At 71.8% G+C, this 16121-nt stretch carries 15 protein-coding genes and 2 pseudogenes; 13 read left to right on the top strand and 4 right to left on the bottom strand.

Features of this window, described 5'->3' with window-relative positions:
• The 6 genes and pseudogenes from ABT381_RS23290 to ABT381_RS23265 all read left to right on the top strand — a co-directional run.
• Positions 1 to 495, top strand: a 495-nt coding sequence (locus ABT381_RS23290) for a chorismate mutase (RefSeq protein WP_351597573.1), incomplete at its 5' end; no start/stop codon positions are given.
• 140 nt (positions 496 to 635) lie between these two features.
• Positions 636 to 1169, top strand: a complete 534-nt coding sequence (locus tag ABT381_RS23285) for an SMI1/KNR4 family protein (protein ID WP_351597579.1) — start codon at positions 636 to 638, stop codon at positions 1167 to 1169.
• Between the two features lie 129 nt (positions 1170 to 1298).
• The gene (locus ABT381_RS23280; RefSeq protein WP_351597570.1) at positions 1299 to 2111 is read left to right on the top strand and encodes a DeoR/GlpR family DNA-binding transcription regulator; all 813 of its coding nucleotides are present in this window, start codon (positions 1299 to 1301) and stop codon (positions 2109 to 2111) included.
• Between the two features lie 82 nt (positions 2112 to 2193).
• Positions 2194 to 3585, top strand: coding sequence for a four-carbon acid sugar kinase family protein (locus ABT381_RS23275; protein ID WP_351597567.1), 1392 nt, complete (start codon positions 2194 to 2196; stop codon positions 3583 to 3585).
• Positions 3586 to 3654: 69 nt separating this feature from the next.
• Positions 3655 to 4707, top strand: coding sequence for a 4-hydroxythreonine-4-phosphate dehydrogenase PdxA (pdxA, locus tag ABT381_RS23270; protein ID WP_351597564.1), 1053 nt, complete (start codon positions 3655 to 3657; stop codon positions 4705 to 4707).
• A pseudogene (locus ABT381_RS23265) lies at positions 4704 to 4952 on the top strand (MFS transporter); the annotation flags it as partial. The gene pdxA and the pseudogene ABT381_RS23265, both read left to right, overlap by 4 nt.
• 228 nt (positions 4953 to 5180) lie before the next feature.
• Here the strand turns inward: ABT381_RS23265 and ABT381_RS23260 are convergent.
• Complete coding sequence (locus ABT381_RS23260) at positions 5181 to 5579, bottom strand: VOC family protein (protein ID WP_116158284.1); 399 nt, start codon at positions 5577 to 5579, stop codon at positions 5181 to 5183.
• A gap of 92 nt (positions 5580 to 5671) precedes the next feature.
• On the opposite strand from ABT381_RS23260, the gene ABT381_RS23255 reads away from it, so the two are divergent.
• The gene (locus ABT381_RS23255; protein WP_351597560.1) at positions 5672 to 6661 is read left to right on the top strand and encodes a helix-turn-helix transcriptional regulator; all 990 of its coding nucleotides are present in this window, start codon (positions 5672 to 5674) and stop codon (positions 6659 to 6661) included.
• On the opposite strand, the gene ABT381_RS23250 is transcribed toward ABT381_RS23255, so the two are convergent.
• A complete protein-coding gene (locus ABT381_RS23250; protein WP_351597558.1) occupies positions 6636 to 7529 on the bottom strand; it encodes a recombinase family protein in 894 nt (297 codons plus the stop codon). The genes ABT381_RS23255 and ABT381_RS23250 overlap by 26 nt on opposite strands.
• Positions 7530 to 7789: 260 nt before the next feature.
• On the opposite strand from ABT381_RS23250, the gene ABT381_RS23245 reads away from it, so the two are divergent.
• Positions 7790 to 8515, top strand: a complete 726-nt coding sequence (locus tag ABT381_RS23245; protein WP_351597555.1) for a dienelactone hydrolase family protein — start codon at positions 7790 to 7792, stop codon at positions 8513 to 8515.
• A gap of 19 nt (positions 8516 to 8534) precedes the next feature.
• Here the strand turns inward: ABT381_RS23245 and ABT381_RS23240 are convergent.
• Positions 8535 to 9670 (bottom strand): annotated as a pseudogene (locus ABT381_RS23240) (DUF4158 domain-containing protein).
• A gap of 161 nt (positions 9671 to 9831) precedes the next feature.
• Between ABT381_RS23240 and ABT381_RS23235 the strand changes: the two are divergent.
• Positions 9832 to 10326, top strand: a complete 495-nt coding sequence (locus ABT381_RS23235) for an MFS transporter (RefSeq protein ID WP_467754685.1) — start codon at positions 9832 to 9834, stop codon at positions 10324 to 10326.
• Here ABT381_RS23235 and ABT381_RS23230 read toward each other — a convergent pair.
• The gene (locus tag ABT381_RS23230; RefSeq protein WP_351597549.1) at positions 10290 to 11909 is read right to left on the bottom strand and encodes an acyl-CoA synthetase; all 1620 of its coding nucleotides are present in this window, start codon (positions 11907 to 11909) and stop codon (positions 10290 to 10292) included. The two genes, ABT381_RS23235 and ABT381_RS23230, sit on opposite strands and share 37 nt — an antisense overlap.
• A gap of 164 nt (positions 11910 to 12073) precedes the next feature.
• Here ABT381_RS23230 and ABT381_RS23225 point away from each other — a divergent pair, with 164 nt between their 5' ends.
• The 4 genes from ABT381_RS23225 to ABT381_RS23210 are packed head-to-tail and all read left to right on the top strand — an operon-like array spanning position 12074 to position 16114.
• Complete coding sequence (locus ABT381_RS23225) at positions 12074 to 12874, top strand: crotonase/enoyl-CoA hydratase family protein (protein ID WP_351597546.1); 801 nt, start codon at positions 12074 to 12076, stop codon at positions 12872 to 12874.
• 30 nt (positions 12875 to 12904) lie between these two features.
• Positions 12905 to 13852 carry a Zn-ribbon domain-containing OB-fold protein gene (locus ABT381_RS23220; protein ID WP_351597543.1) on the top strand — a complete coding sequence of 316 codons (948 nt, stop codon included), beginning with the start codon at positions 12905 to 12907 and terminating at the stop codon, positions 13850 to 13852.
• Positions 13852 to 14916: a thiolase family protein gene (locus ABT381_RS23215; RefSeq protein ID WP_351597541.1), complete on the top strand. Its 1065-nt coding sequence runs from the start codon at positions 13852 to 13854 to the stop codon at positions 14914 to 14916. The genes ABT381_RS23220 and ABT381_RS23215 overlap by 1 nt, the downstream gene beginning before the upstream one ends.
• 7 nt (positions 14917 to 14923) lie before the next feature.
• Complete coding sequence (locus tag ABT381_RS23210; RefSeq protein ID WP_351597538.1) at positions 14924 to 16114, top strand: thiolase family protein; 1191 nt, start codon at positions 14924 to 14926, stop codon at positions 16112 to 16114.
• Positions 16115 to 16121 lie beyond the last annotated feature (7 nt).

The following is a 16121-nucleotide window of genomic DNA, read 5'->3' as shown; positions in this document are numbered from 1 at the left end:
GCGCACCCGGGCCCGTACGCCGCGCTGCGCCCGATCGCCGCGCTGTCCGCCGAGCGGCTGGCCACCGCGGACCTCGTCGCGGCCGCGAAGTGGGGCACCGGCAGCCCCATCGACGACCCGGCGCGAGAGCAACAGGTGCTCGACGCGGTGGCCCAGCGGGCGCGCGAACTGGGTGCCGACCCCGACCGCACGGTGGCCGTCTTCCGCGACCAGATCGAGGCGAACAAGATCGTGCAGCGCGCTCTGCACCGCCGCTGGACCGCCGACCCCACCCAGGCCCCCACCACCCGCCCCGACCTCAACGAGGTCCGCAAGGAGATCAACCGCATCAACGAGGGCCTCGTACGCGCCATCGCCGACTCCCCGGCCGCGCGCACGTCCCCGTCCTGCACCCCCGTCCTGACAGTCGCCTCGGCACATGTCGTACGGGACGAACACCTGGACCTGCTCCACACGACAGCACTGGCACGCGCCGTGCGCTCCGTCTGCGGATAGGCCCCCTGCCCCTTTCTCCAAGTGAACGAGCCGAACGAGCCGAACGTGCCGAATGAGCCGAATGAATTGCGCGAGTTGCACGAGTTGATGAGTTGCGCGAGTTGAACGAATTGAACGAGTTGAACGAGTTGAACGCGCCGATCGGGACGACGCCCGACGACGACCGCCGCTTGCCGCCCGCCCTGGCCGAGGTGGCGCGAGTGGAGTTCGAGTTCGGCGACAACGACGACGAGGGCGTCGACTTCGAGCCGTACGACGCCTTCGACTCCGCCGAGGAGACCACCGACTGGCTCCGGCACTGGACCGGCAACCATGAGCTCGACGGCGGCGCCTACCGGATCTTCGGGCAGGACGGCACCGGCGGTCTCGCCGCGATCTGGTACGCACGGCCGGGGCGGTCGCTCGACGAACAGCCGGTGGTGTTCATGGGCTCGGAGGGCGAGTGCGGCGTGGTGGCCGGGTGCCTGTCCGACTTTCTGTGGGTGCTTGCCGACGGCTTCGGACCGATGGAGGCCGCGGTGTACGACGAGCGCGAGGCGCGCCCGGACGTGTCCCTGACCGAACTCGCCGGCCGGCACGCCACCACCCCGCGCCGGTCCGCCCGGGAAATCATCGCCGAAGCCCGGGCCGAGTTCCCGGGCTTCGCCGACGACCTCGACGAGTTGTGCCGCTGACGTAACCGAGCCGCCATTCCGGCGCAGCTCCTTGCCTCCTCGCCCGGGGAGAGGCGCTCTCCGTGTTGCTAGGCTCGACTTGCGCGATGTGCGCAACTTCGGGTCAGGGCGACCGTACTGGAGGGGCAGTTGACGAACGGGGAGCGGGCGGGGACGCGGGAGCGACGGCGGCGGATGGTGGAGCTGCTGGGGGCCGGGGACGTGAGCGTGCACCGGCTGGCGGCCGAGTTCGGCGTTTCGCTGTCGACCGTACGGAGGGACCTGGCCAGTCTCGCGGACCGGGGGCGCATCACGCGTACGTACGGCGGGGCAGTCGACCACCACCTCCCGGAGCGGTCCTGGCGCGACAAGGAAGGCGGGCAGCGCGCCGAGAAGGCCGCGATCGCGCGGGCGGCGGCTGAGCTGGTGCGGCCGGGCGACGTCGTGCTGCTGGACGCGGGGACGACCGTCGCGGGGGTCGCGCACGAGCTGCGCGACCGCACCGACGTCACGCTGGTCACGAACGGGCTCTCCACGCTGCTCGAACTGGCCGACGCGGACGTGGAGCTGGTCGTCCTGGGCGGGCGGCTGCGCCGGCCCAACGAGGCGCTGCTGGGCGCCCGTACGCTGCGCGAACTGCGCGGTATCACGCCGGACCTGGTCTTCCTCGGCGTCGACGGGCTGGACGCGCGGCGCGGCGTCAACTGCCCCGACCACGAACAGGCCGCGCTGAAGGAGGCGATGGCCGAGTGCGCGCGGGCCGCGTGGGTCCTCGCCGATCACTCCAAGCTCGGCAGCGCGCCTTCGGGGGGCGAGAGAGCGGGATCCCGTACCGCCGTGCCCGCCTTCCCCTACTGGGCGGCGATGCCTCCCGGTACCGGACTGATGACCACGGCCGACGACGCGGCGCTCGCGGCATACGAAGAGGAGCGCTGGAACGTCTCGGCGGTGCACGCGTATTGACGCGCCCGCATCCGATGGCCAAGGCTGAAGTGACGCAAACGCGCATCTCGGGATGCGCGGTTCGCTCGCTTCGGGAGGTGCCGTGCCGCAGGTCCTCGTCGTCGGAGACGATCTCACCGGGAGCAACGCCACCGGCGCGCTGTACGCCAGGCTGGGGCTGCGCGCGGTCACCGTCAGCACACCGGACCAGGTACGCCGCTTCGCCGGCCGCGCCGACGTCCTCGTCGTCAACACCGGTTCACGGCACTGGCCGGCGGGACGCGCGTACGACGCGGTACGGGCGGTGGTCGCGGCTGCCGGGCCGGTCCCGCTCGTCGTCAAGCGGGTGGACACCACGCTGCGCGGCAATCCGGGCCGGGAGCTGGACGCGGTACTCGATGCCCTGGCGGCCGCGGCCGGCGAGCAGCCGGAACCGACCCGCACTGCTCCCACCCGCGTCCTCGCCGTCCCCGCCTTCCCCGACGCCGGCCGGACCACCGTCGGCGGACTGCACCTCGTCGACGGCGTGCCGCTCACCCGTACCGCCGTGGCCCGCGACCCCTTCGACCCCGTACGGCACTCCCGCGTGGCCGCGCTGCTCGGCGAGCAGACCGCGCGGACCACGGCCGAGCTCCCGCTGGACGTCGTCGAGGCGGGCATCGAACGGGTCGTCGCGGCGCTGCGCACGGCCACCGCCGACATCGTGATCGGCGACGCCACGGAGAACGCCCATCTGCAGACGATCGCCGCGGCCGCGGCCAGGGTCGCCGCCGAGGACGGAGTGCGGTGGGCGGTACTGGACTCGGGTCCGTTCGGCGCCGCGTACAGCACCGCGCTCGGCATCCGGCCGCAGGGCGCCGAGTCGCCGCGCGTCCTCGCCGTGGTCGGCAGCATCACCGAGCGCACCGGCGAACAGCTCGACCGCGCCGCCTCGGAACTGGGAGCCGTCTGGGTAGAGCTCGACCCCGAGCATCCCGAACCCGCAGCGGTGCTGCGCGCGTTGCGGGCCGCGGCCGACGAGGGGGCGACCGTACTCGGAGTACGGGTCGCGACCGGCTCCACGCGCCCTGTGCCGCACGCACGCGCCGCCGAACGCATCCTCCACGCCCTGTCCGAGATCGCCCGGCACGCGGTCACCGAACTGCGGCCGGGCGGGCTGTACGCGTCGGGCGGCGACGTCGCGGCGTCCGTGACCGCCGCACTGGGTGCGGAGGGGTTCGCCATCGAGGCCGAGGTGCTGCCGCTCGCCGTCGCGGGGCACCTCGTCGGCGGGCCGCACGACGGCCTGCACTTCGCCACGAAGGGTGGCCTCATCGGCGGCCCGGACGCGGCCCGCGACTGCCTCGACCACCTCCGCGTGGCCTGTACGCGCGATGCGCTGCGGGGGTGGGAGCGGGGGGTGGGGCGGGGGAGGGAATCGAACGGAGCGCTGCGCCCGAATGCGCGCGGTGGCAGGTCCCCATCCCGGACTTACCCGGAAGTCGCGGCGCAGTAACTTTCCGTGCTCGGACACGCGCTTGTTGGTCGCTCGTAGTCACCCGTACCCAGCTGTGAGGTCACCTTCATGAGCGCTTCTGCCGCTACCTCCCCGCTTCCCGTACTCGCCGTCACCCTCGGCGATCCCGCCGGTATCGGGCCCGAGATCGTTGCCCGTACGCTCGCCGATCCGGGCACCGCGGCCGTCGGGCGCGGGATCGCCGTCGGGGACGCCGCCGTGCTGCGGCGTGCTGTCGCCGTCTGCGGGCTGGACGGCGTGCGGGTCAACGCGATCGGCGCGCCCGGCGAGGCCCGCTTCGAGCCGGGGAGCATCGACGTGCTCGACCTCGGGATCGTCACCGGGGACCTGGAGTGGGGCAAGGTCAGCGCCGAGGCCGGGCGGTCGGCCGTCGCGGCGATCGAGACGGCGACCCGCGTCGCGCTCGACGGCGAGGTCGACGGGATCGTCACCGCGCCGATCAACAAAGAGGCCATCTGGGCGGCGGGTTCGCAGCACCTGGGGCACACCGAGATGCTCGGCGAGCTGACCGGCGCGGCACACTTCGACACCATGTTCGTGGTGCGCGGGCTGAAGATCTTCTTCACCACCCGGCACGTCGCGCTGCGCAAGGCCCTGGACCAGATCACCGAGGAACGGGTCGCGGACAGCATCCGGCACGCCGTCACCGCGCTGCGCGTCTTCGGCCACGACGAGCCCCGGCTCGCCGTCGCCGCGATCAACCCGCACGGCGGCGAAGGCGGCCACTTCGGCGACGAGGAGATCACCGCGCTGCGGCCCGCCGTCGAGAAGGCCGCCGCCGAGGGACACGGCGTGTACGGGCCGATCCCCGCCGACTCGGTCTTCCACCAGGGGCTGGAAGGGCGGTACGACGGCGTGCTGTCGCACTTCCATGACCAGGGGCACATCCCCGCCAAGACCGTCGACTTCGACGGCACGGTGTCGGTGACGGTCGGGCTGCCGATCCTGCGTACCTCCGTCGATCACGGCACAGCCTTCGACATCGCCGGTACCGGCAAGGCGTCGCCCGGCACCATGGCCGCCGCCTTCCGCGCCGCCGCGGACTTCAGCCGCTTCACCGACCGCATCCGCGCCGCATACGGCACGGGGGCCCGCCCATGACAGGCCCGGCACCCATCCCGGCTCAGGCACCGGCCAAGCGCTGGGTGTACGTGATCCCCGTCGCCGCGCTCATGTACATGCTGGCCCAGCAGTTCTACGTGGCGCGCTTCGCGCTCGGCTTCTTCGAGCGCGGCGTGTGGCCCGCCGTACTGATCCTGCTCGCCTCCTGGTTCCCGCTGCGCGAGCGGGCCCGCGCCAACGCGCTGTGGATGGCCTGCCCGCCGCTGTCCTCGATCATCATGGCGCCGCTGTCCGGCCTGATGCTCGACCACGCGAGCCGGCGGTGGCACTGGTGGAGTGTCGGTATTCGAGAGTTGCAGTATTCGCCGCAGGGCGAGCAGCCCCGCACACGACCTGGTCTCGTCAGCGGTGCCTTCGGATGTCCTCTGCTGGTGGCGCTCCTGGATTCGGCGGCCGCGTTCACGGGGAGCCCTGGGGTCTCGGGGCTCCCGCGTGAGCGGCTGTGCGTGGCGTCAGCGTGCGAACTTTTCGATGGCCTCCGGGGTGACGGGGGTGAAGAAGTTGACGAGGTTGCCGTCGGGGTCGCGGAAGAGCAGCGACCGGTTGCCCCAGGGCATCGTGGTGGGCTCGTTGACGAAGTCGGTGACGAAGCCGGTCAGGTTCTGGTGAACGCGGTCCACGTCGTCGACGAGGAACTCGGTGATCACGCTGTGGTTGTCCGCCGGGCGCGCAGAGCCCGGGGCGAACAGGGGGACCGTGCGGGTGCTGGCGATCGCGAGGGTTGCGCCCGCGGTCTTGAGCTCGGCGAAGTCCTCGGTGGCCCGTATCGCCTGCATCCCCGTAGCTCGCTCGTAGAACTCGACGAGGCGTGCGACGTCGCTGGTGATGATGCGGATCGAGACGAAGTCCATGGGAATCTCCTTGGCTGTGCTGGAGGCGTGCAGTCGCAGGCTAGGAGAAATAGTGGACAGAATCGGTCCTGTATTCGCGTTAGGCTGCGAACATGCCACGACCCACCGGCCGCGTGCTGACACTCCTGGAGCTGCTGCAGTCGGGCGGCACCCGGACTGTGGCCGAGCTCGCCGACCGTCTCGGCGTCGAAGGGCGCACTGTGCGGCGGTATGTGGACCAGCTGATCGAGCTGGACGTACCCGTGGAGTCGGTGCGCGGCCGCTACGGCGGGTACCGGCTGGCTCCCGGGTACCGCTTGCCTCCGCTCATGCTCAGCGACGACGAGGCGCTGGCCGTGCTGCTCGGCCTGGTCGCCGGTCGCCGGGCAGAGCTGACGATGACGGAGCGCACGGCGAACGAGACGGCATCAGCGAAGATCCGGCGGGTGCTGCCCAAGCACATCGCCCGCCGGCTCGACGCACTCCTGGAAGCTCTCGCCTTCACGGATCAGCCCGGCGAGTTGGACCACCCGGACGCCGGGCTCCTGCTCACCATCGCCGATGCGGTGCGCCACCGCCGACCGGTCTCGATCCGCTACACCGACCGCGGCGGACGGCGCAGCGAACGCACACTGCACGCGTACGGGATCGTCGCCCATGCGGGCCGGTGGTACGTGACGGGCAAGGACGCCCAGGTCGGCGAGGACCGAACCTTCCGGCTCGATCGCATCGCAGCCGCGAGGGCCCTGCCCGGCTCATTCGAAGCGCCCGTGGGTCCCGGTCCGGCACAGCGCGTGTTGTCAGGGTTCGCCACTGCCGAGTACCGGCATCAGGTCACGTTGCGGATCCACGGGACAGTCGAGCAGATCCGCGCCCGCCTCCCCGCCAGCGTCGCGAACCTGGAGGAGCACGAGCCCGCGGCCGGCCAGGATCCGGCGGCTGAGCACTGGCTGCGCGTCGAGCTACGGGCGGAGCGGCTCGACTGGTTGCCTCCAGTACTCGCCTCACTCGACCGGCCGTTCGTCATCGAGCGCCCCGAAGAACTCCGCGCCCTCGTCATCGCGCTCGCCGACCGCCTCACGTCGTACGCCCACCGAGCCTGACCGCGAGGCGTGATCCGTGGCTTTGCCGGGCCGGTGGCTTCGGTTGGCAGCGGGTGAGGAGGTGACGGTGCACGGCCGGGACGGAGGTGAGGCGCAGGGTGTAGCCCTGGCCGCGCCGAACGGTTGTCCCTTGGTCGAGCGCGGCCCGCTCTGCGGGCTCCAGGTCGACGGCACGGAGGAAGTCGGCGACCTTGCCCGGCATGTCGAGGGTGACCGGTAGTTCTGGGGCGGGGGCGTCCGGGTCGGCGGCCGTGTGCTCGGGCAGGAGGTCGGCGACAGCCGTGCGGATGGCGCCGCGGATGGCGCCATGGTCGCGGGCGAGGGCGGCGATGGAGCGGCCTTCCAGATACGCGGTGCGCACGGCGCCGGTTGTTTCGGCCGCCACGGCGGGGCGGCGGCCGCCCTTGCTGCCCTGGGCCTCGGCGGCGCGCAGTCCGTCGTAGGTCAGCTCGCGCTGGAGGTCGCGTTGGAGTTCGCCGGCGGCCGCGAGGGTCTGCACCACGAACTTCACGGTGGACAGCAACTCGCCTGTGCGCGGGTGGCGGGCGGTGAGGTCCATCGCGGAGAACGCTCCGTCGTGGATGCGCAGGGCCAGGCGGTCGCGGTGGAGGACGTCGAGCACGTCGAGGATGTGCTGATTGCTGCGTACGAGGCGGAACATCTCGGAGATGTGCACGGTGTCGCCGGGCCGCGCGTAGGTGAGCAGTTCGCGGAACTTCGGGCGTTGGAGCGGATGGAGGCGGCTGGAGGTGCCGGGGTCTTCCTCGAAGACGACCGTGTCCTCGATCCCGGCCTCGTCCAGGGCGAGGTCCTGGCGGGCGGTGGACTGCTGGTCGGTCGAGCCCCGCTTGTAGACGAGGTTCGCCACCCGGAGTGCCCTTTCACGCGGAGGATTGGACCTTGCTTGTCGTCAAACCCTGTCAGCAATCACCATCGGATCTGATGGGATTCGGGCCCTACCGATCCCGGAAATCCACGGGTTCATTGGACGTCCGGCCGCCCTGTCTTTAAACGATCGTTTGCCGACAGGAGGGCGACGCGTCCGGGTGTTGTAGTCGGGACAGACTGCTGTCTGCCATCGGTGAACACCACCCCGAGCGGGCGCAACGGTCATTACCGTCCAGTCGCATGACAACGATTACGACGCGTACGGTCGAGTATCCGGCCGACGGTTTGACGATGACCGGGCATCTCGCGCTCCCGGCCGGTGTCGACCGCCGGCCCGCAGTGCTGCTCGGACCAGAGGGCACGGGGCTCAGCGACGTCGAGCGCCGCAGGGCCGATGCTCTCGCCGAGCTGGGATATGTAGCGCTGGCCTTCGACCTTCACGGTGGGCGCTATTTGGGCGACCCCGAGGAGATGCTGGCCCGTTGCATGCCACTGCTCGCCGACCCCGACCGGATGCGAGGCATCGGCCACGCGGCGCTCGACGTGTTGCGCACCGAACCGCGGACCGACCCCGACCGGATCGCCGCCATCGGCTACGGCACCGGGGGCGCCATTGGGCTGGAACTCGGGCGCGACGGCGTCAACCTGCGCGCGATCGGGACAGTCAACGCACTCACCACGGGCCGACCGGGCGAGGCGGCGCGCATTCGCTGCCCGGTGTGGGCCGGGGTCGGGTCGGAAGACCCGATCATGCCGCCCGCCCAACGGGACGCGTTCACCGCAGAGATGGAGGCTGCGGGCGTCGACTGGCGCCTCGTGGTTTACGGGGGAGCCCTTCACGCCTTCCACCATCCACCGGTCGACCACACCGTGCGTCCCGGCGTCGGCTACCACCCACGGCACGCACAGCGAGCCTGGCGTGACGTCGTCGCTCTGCTCGCCGAGTGCCTGCCCGTCACGGATTGATCCGATCGGCTCCTGATACTCACTCCTGCCCATCGTCGTCTTCGTCCAGCTCCGACGCCTCCGGGTCGCGCAGCGGGCGCAGGGCGCCGACGGCCGGGGTCGAGGCCGTGAAGCTGTAGCGGCCGAGCAGGTTCAGGTTGCGGTGCTTGCACGATGGCGTTGAGGACCAGGCCGAGCGCGCCGAGCTGGTCCTCCATCCCGTCCCGGTACGCCTGGTGGATGGTGCCGCGCTTGCCGGGGCACACGTCGCGGGCGAGCTTGTGGCGGGACTCCTGCACGGTGAGCTGGCGGTTTCATCTGCCGGCGGTAGGTGTCGTCCACCGGGTCGACCACGCGCAGCAGGTGCTCGGTCTTCACGATCCGCCCGTACTCCGCGAACGCCGTCCCGGTCGTCCGCGTCGGCGGCCGGTGCAGCCGCTCCAGCTCCGAGAACCGCGACCCCTCCGGCGTCTTGAGCGTCGCCACCAACTCACCCGGCAACGCCGGTTCGGCGCGGCGGGCGGCACCCGCGACCGTGGCGTGCAGCCGCTTCTCCACAACCTTCCGGGCCTCCACAACCTTCCGGGCCTCCGCGACCTTCCGGGCCTCCGACACCTGCCGGGCCGGCACGCTCACCCCCCCCCGGCAGCAGCACCCGGTGACGGGCCAGCACGCTCACCCCCGGCAGCAGCACCCGGTGACGGCGCAGCCAGCCCACTGCCTGGTTGAACAGCGCCACCGGCCCCTCGGCGTGCGTCCACGCCCGCCCGTGCACGAACGCGCGAAACCGCCGGAACCACTCCGCGTCCTCGTACTCGCGGTACTCCTAGGCGTCCCGGATCTCCCACGCGTGCTCGTAGGCCGTCTTGGGCCGCTCGGTGTACCGCTTCACCACCGACGCGTCCTCGATGCCGAGCTGCGCGGCCAGATGCTCGACCACCGGCCACGGCGCATCGAGCGGATCGAGCGGATCGTTGGGGAGGAACCGACCGATGTAGCGCACGGTGCACATCTGTAGGGCGAAGCCGAGCTGGTGATGCTTTGAGCGCCGTAGCGAGATCAGATCCCGGTCCACATCGTCCAGGAAGAAGAATCGCTCCAGCCGGGGCGGGTCGGCTCCTCGGCGAACTTCCCGTACGCCTCGGCCTGCTCATCAGTCAGAAACTCCACCGGCACGAGGGGACCGTAGCCAGCGCCGCTACCCGCCCGGCGATCTTTCCGCGAACCCCGGCGGGCCCTCAACCGGTGTGCTGGCTGACCATGATCGTTCTCAGCGTCAACGGCTGTACCGATGTTCCCCGAGGCCGGAGCTGACGCACGGCGGCTCGTCGACGGAGGTGGGGCTGCTCACGGCGATTCCGTTCGCGCTCGCGCTCGTCGTCATGGTCGGCAATGCCGCCTGGTCGGACCGTACTCGGCGGTGGCGTGCCGCGGTCGCCGGGTCCCTCGTGGTCGGCGTCGTCGCGCTGCTGCTCGGCCAGGTGGTGGACGGCGGCTTCCTGCGGATGGTGCTGCTGTGTGTGACGGCCGCGGCGGTGTACGCGCCGTACGGGCTGTTCTGGGCGGTTCCCGGTGAGCTGCTGCGGTTCGAGGTGGTCGCGGTGGCCATGGGGCTGGTCAACGCGCTCGGTGATCTGGGCGGCTTCGCCGGGCCGTACCTGGTCGGCTGGCTGACCGATGTGACGGGCACGCGGCTCACCGGGTTCGTGGTGCTCGCGGGCTTCCTGGTGGTGGCCGCCGGGCTGGTGGCATTCGGGCTGCGCCCGACGGCAGCGGTGCTTTCGGAGAGAGGGACTCAGCCCTCGGCCGCCACCCGCTTCGCCCAGCGGTAGTCCGCCTTGCCGCTGGGGGAGCGCTGGATGCGGTCGGTGACCACGACCGTGCGGGGGATCTTGTAACCGGCCAGCCGGGTGCGGCAGTGGGCCTGGACGGCGGCCAGGTCCACCGGCCCGGCGCCCGGCCGCAGCTGCACCACGGCCGCCACCCGGCTGCCCCAGCGGTCGTCCGGCACGCCCGCGACCAGCGCGTCGTACACGTCCGGGTGGGCCTTGAGCGCCTGCTCGACCTCCTCCGGGTACACCTTCTCGCCGCCGGAGTTGATGCACTGCGAACCGCGTCCGAGGACGGTGACCACGCCGTCCGCGTCGACCGTCGCCATGTCGCCCAGCAGCACCCACCGCTCGCCGTCCGCCTCGAAGAACGTCTCGGCGGTCTTCGCCGGGTCGTTGTAGTAGCCCAGCGGCACGTGGCCGCGCTGCGCCAAGCGGCCGGGCTCACCGGGTACCACCGGAGCGTGCGTCACCGGGTCGACCACCGCCGTACGGCCGTTGACCCGGAGCCGGAAGCCGGCGTCGGCGCCCGCGTCCTCGGTCGCGGTGCCGTTGAAGCCGGACTCCGAGGAGCCGAAGTTGTTCAGCAGCATCGCGTGCGGGACGAGCGCGCTGAACTGGGTACGTACGGTCTCGGAGAGGATCGCGCCGGAGCTGGAGACGGCGAACAGGGACGAACAGTCGGTGCCCTTGAGGGGGCCGGCGAGGGCGTCCGTCAGCGGGCGCAGCATCGCGTCGCCGACGACCGAGACGCTGGTGACCCGCTCGCGTTCGATCGTCCGCAGTACCTCTTCGGGCACGTACTTGCGGTGAACGACCACTTTCTGGCCGAAGTGGAAGCCGATGAATGCGGTGAGGGTGGAGGTGCCGTGCATGAGCGGGGGAGCGGGGAAGAAGACCAGGCCCTCGCCGCTCGCGGCGGCCCGTTCGGCCAGCTCCTCGGGGCGGGAGACCGGTTCGCCGGTGGGGGCGCCGCCGCCCGTCCCGGAGAAGAACAGGTCCTCGTGGCGCCAGACCACGCCCTTGGGCATGCCGGTGGTGCCGCCGGTGTAGATGATGACGCGGTCGTCGGCGCTGCGCGGGCCGAAGCCGCGGCCGGGGGAACCGGCCGCCTCCGCGTCCGTGAAGGACACCGGGCGGGGCGCCGGTTCGGGGGCGCCGGGCGGCGGGGCGCCGACCCGTACGAGGTGGCGCAGGCCCGGCGCGCGGGGCGCGGCGGCCGCCACCCGCCCGGTGAACTCCGCGTCGAAGACCAGCGCCACCAGGTCCGCGTCGCGGTAGAGGTAGACCAGCTCGTCCTCGACGTAGCGGTAGTTGACGTTGACGGGCACGGCGCGGATCTTCAGGCAGGCGTAGAGGGTCTGGAGGTACTCGACGCCGTTGTAGAGGTGCAGGCCGACGTGGTCGCCGGGGCGTACGCCGGAGTCCGCGAGGTGGTGGGCGAGGCGGTTGGCCGCCCCGTCCAGCTCGGCGTAGGTCAGGCGGCGTTCGGCGCCGCTGCCCGGGTGCTCCGCGTACACCAGCGCCTCGCGGTCCGGTACCGCGTCGACGATCGACTCGAAGAGGTCGGCAAGGTTGTACTCCACGTCTCCTCCTGATCGCGCGGCCGCTGGTCCGGCGCTCATTAGAGCGTCCGGGGGCGGAAGGGGGAAGAGCCCCGGCCAAGAAAACTGACTGAGTGTCAGGAAACCCTTGAAGTCGCCGTGCCGCTCCTGCAACCTGTTCTCGTTCCGGAGACGGGAGGACGCCCATGGGCGACACCGAACACGTGCTCACCGAGCGCGTAGGGGCATCGCTGGTACTCACGCTCAACCGGCCCGAGGCGAAGAACGCGTTCTCGCCCGCCATGCTCGTGGGCCTCTACGACGGCTGGCTGGCCGCCGACGCCGACGACGACATCAGGTCCGTCGTCCTCACCGGCGCGGGCGGCGTCTTCTGCGCCGGCATGGACCTCAAGGCGCTGGCCGGCGACGGCATGGCCGACGACGCGCACCGCGCCCGTATGAAAGCCGACCCCGACCTGCACTGGAAGGCGCTGCTGCGGCACCACCGGCCGCGCAAACCCGTCATCGCCGCCGTCGAAGGCCCCTGCGTCGCGGGCGGCACGGAGATCCTGCAGGGCACCGACATCCGGGTCGCGGGCGAGAGCGCCACCTTCGGCCTCTTCGAAGTGCGGCGCGGACTCTTCCCCCTGGGCGGCTCGACCGTACGGCTGCACCGCCAGATCCCGCGCACCCACGCCCTGGAGATGCTGCTGACCGGACGCCCGTACAGCGCGCACGAAGCCGAGTGCATCGGGCTGATCGGCCACGTCGTGCCCGACGGTGACGCCCGCGCCAAGGCCCTGGAGATCGCCGAGCAGATCAACGCCTGCGGGCCGCTCGCCGTCGAGGCGGTCAAGGCATCGGTGTACGAGACCGCGGAGCTGACCGAGACCGACGGGCTGGCACACGAACTGGCCCACGGCTGGCCCGTCTTCGGCACCGACGACGCCAAGGAAGGCGCGAAAGCCTTCGCCGAGAAGCGCCCGCCCGTCTACCGGCGCGCCTGATCGTCCACCGGCGCACCTGAGGAGCAGCCCGTGACCACCGAGACCCTCTCCGCCCCGCTCGTCGTCGAATTCCCCTTCACCCGCTCCCTCGGCCCCGTGCAGAGCGCCTTCCTCACCGGGCTGCGCGAACGCACCGTCCTCGGGGTGCGCGCCACCGACGGCACGGTGCTCGTGCCGCCCGTCGAGTACGACCCGGCCACCGCTGAAGAACTGCGCGAGCTGGTCCAGGTGGCACAGACCGGCACCGTCACCACCTGGGCGTGGAATCTGCACTCCACCGGCAAACACCCCCTCGACCGGCCCTTCGCGTGGGTGCTCGTCCGGCTGGACGGCACCGGCAGCTCCCTGCTGCACGTCCTGGACGCGCCCTCGGCGGAGGCCGTCGCCACCGGGATGCGGGTGCGCATCCGGTGGGCGGCGGAACGCACCGGGGCCATCACCGACATCGCCTGCTTCGAGCCGTACGACGGCGCCCCCGGGGACGCGCCCCGGGACCACAGCGGCGACTTCGCCGACGCCGTCTCCGTCGTCACCCTCCCCGCCCGCCTCGACTACACGTACAGCCCCGGCCGCGCCCAGACCGCCCACCTACAGGCGCTCGCCGAGCGGCGCATCGTGGGCGAGCGCTGCCCCGAGTGCCGCAAGGTGTACGTGCCGCCGCGCGGCGCCTGCCCTACGTGCGGCGTCCCCACCGGCGAACGCGTCGAGGTGGGCCCGAAGGGCACCGTCACCACCTACTGCGTCGTCAACATCAAGGCCAAGGGGCTCGATATCGAAGTGCCCTACGTCTACGCGCACATCGCCCTGGACGGCGCAGGGCTCGCCCTCCACGGCCGCGTCGCCGGCATCCCGTACGACCGGGTCCGGATGGGGATGCGGGTCGAGCCGGTGTGGAAGGAAGGGCAGCGCTGGCCCGACCACTACCGCCCCACCGGAGAGCCGGACGCCGACTACGACACGTACAAGGAGCTGGTCTGATGCGACAGCTCGACGCGCATCCCCGTCCGGACGTGGCGATCGTCGCCTTCGGACAGTCCGACCACGTGCCCGACAGCGCCGAGGTCTCCGAGGTGGAGATGCTGATGCCGGTGCTCAACGACGTGCTCGGCCAGGCCGCCCTGAAGGCCGGTGAGATCGACTTCGTCTGCTCCGGCTCCAGCGACTACCTCGCCGGGCGCGCCTTCTCCTTCACGATGGCGCTGGACGGCGTGGGGGCCTGGCCGCCGGTCGCCGAGTCGCACGTGGAGATGGACGGCGCCTGGGCGCTGTACGAGGCGTGGGTGAAGCTCCTCACCGGGGAGGCCGACACCGCGCTCGTCTACTCCTACGGCAAGTCCTCGCCCGGCGACCTCCGCGAGGTCCTCACCCGCCAGCTCGACCCGTACTACATGGCGCCGCTGTGGCCCGACTCAGTGGCGCTCGCCGCGCTCCAGGCGCAGGCCCTGTTCGACGCGGGCGCTGCGGACGAACGCGTACTGGCAGGGGTCGCGGCCCGCAGCCGTACCGACGCCGCCGCCAACCCCCACGCCCAGCTGCGCGGTGAGCACCCCATGGGCGAGCACGTCGTGGCGCCCCTGAGGCGCGGCGACTGCCCACCCATCGGGGACGGCGCCGCCGCCGTGCTCCTCGCCGCCGGGGACACCGCCCGAGGGCTGTGCGACCGGCCCGCCTGGATACGCGGCATCGACCACCGCATCGAAGCGCACGCCCTCGGCGTCCGCGACCTCACCGACTCCCCGTCCACCCGGCTCGCCGCCGAGCGCGCCGGGGCGTTCGAACGCCCCGTGGACACCGCGGAACTGCACGCGCCCTTCACCTCCCAGGAGATCGTGCTCCGCCGCGCCCTGCGGCTCGGCGACGACGTGACGGTCAACCCCTCGGGCGGCGCGCTCGCCGCCAACCCCATGATGGCCGCGGGCCTTATTCGGATCGGCGAGGCAGCGGCCCGCATCCAGCGCGGCGAGTCCCGGCGCGCCCTCGCGCACGCCACCTCCGGCCCGTGCCTGCAACAGAACCTGGTCGCCGTCCTGGAAGGGGAGTGAGGCCGTCATGAGCGCCGTCAAGAGCGCTGGCACGGGCAAGGAGCCCGTGGCCGTCGTCGGCATCGGCCAGACCCGGCACGCCGCAGCGCGCAAGGACGTGTCGATCGCCGGACTCGTCCGCGAGGCCGCCCTGCGCGCCCTGGAGGACGCCCGGCTGACCTGGGCCGACATCGACGCCGTGGTGATCGGCAAGGCGCCGGACTTCTTCGAGGGCGTGATGATGCCGGAGCTGTACCTCGCCGACGCGCTCGGCGCCGTCGGCAAACCCATGCTCCGGGTGCACACCGCCGGCTCCGTAGGCGGGTCCACCGCCCTTGTAGCAGCCAACCTCGTCGCCGCACGCGTGCACGGCACCGTCCTCACCCTCGCCTTCGAGAAGCAGTCCGAGTCCAACGCGATGTGGGGCCTCTCCCTGCCCGTCCCCTTCCAGCAGCCGCTGCTGGCCGGCGCGGGCGGCTTCTTCGCCCCGCACGTCCGCGCGTACATCCGGCGCACCGGCGCGCCCGAAACGGTCGGTTCCCTCGTCGCGTACAAGGACCGCCGCAACGCGCTCAAGAATCCGTACGCGCATCTGCACGAGCACGACCTCACTCTGGAGAAGGTGCAGGCGTCCCCGATGCTGTGGGACCCCGTCCGGTACTCCGAGACCTGCCCCTCCTCGGACGGCGCCTGTGCGATGGTCCTCACCGGGCGCGCCGGTGCCGAGCGCGCGCCGCATCCGCCCGCGTGGGTGCACGGTGGCGCGATGCGCAGCGAGCCGACGCTCTTCGCGGGCAAGGACGCCGTCTCGCCGCGCGCGGGCCGGGACTGCGCCGCCGACGTCTACCGGCAGGCCGGCATCACCGACCCGCGCCGGGAGATCGACGTGGTCGAGATGTACGTGCCGTTCAGCTGGTACGAGCCGATGTGGCTGGAGAACCTGGGCTTCGCGGAGGAGGGCGGGGGCTGGAAGCTCACCGAGTCCGGCGTGACGGAACTGGACGGTGACCTCCCGGTGAATCCTTCGGGCGGTGTCCTGTCCACCAACCCGATCGGCGCCTCGGGCATGCTCCGCTTCGCTGAGGCGGCACTCCAGGTACGCGGGCAGGCGGGCGAGCATCAAGTACCGGGAGCGCGGCGGGCGTTGGGGCACGCGTACGGGGGCGGCTCGCAGTTCTTCTCGATGTGGCTGGTCGGCGCGGAGCCGCCCGTGACGTGACCGGTCC

This window comes from Streptomyces sp. NPDC000151 (genome assembly GCF_040301705.1).
GTDB lineage: Bacteria > Actinomycetota > Actinomycetes > Streptomycetales > Streptomycetaceae > Streptomyces.
The sequence above is the reverse complement of the archived record's forward strand: the minus strand, read 5'-3'. Positions and strand labels throughout refer to the sequence as shown.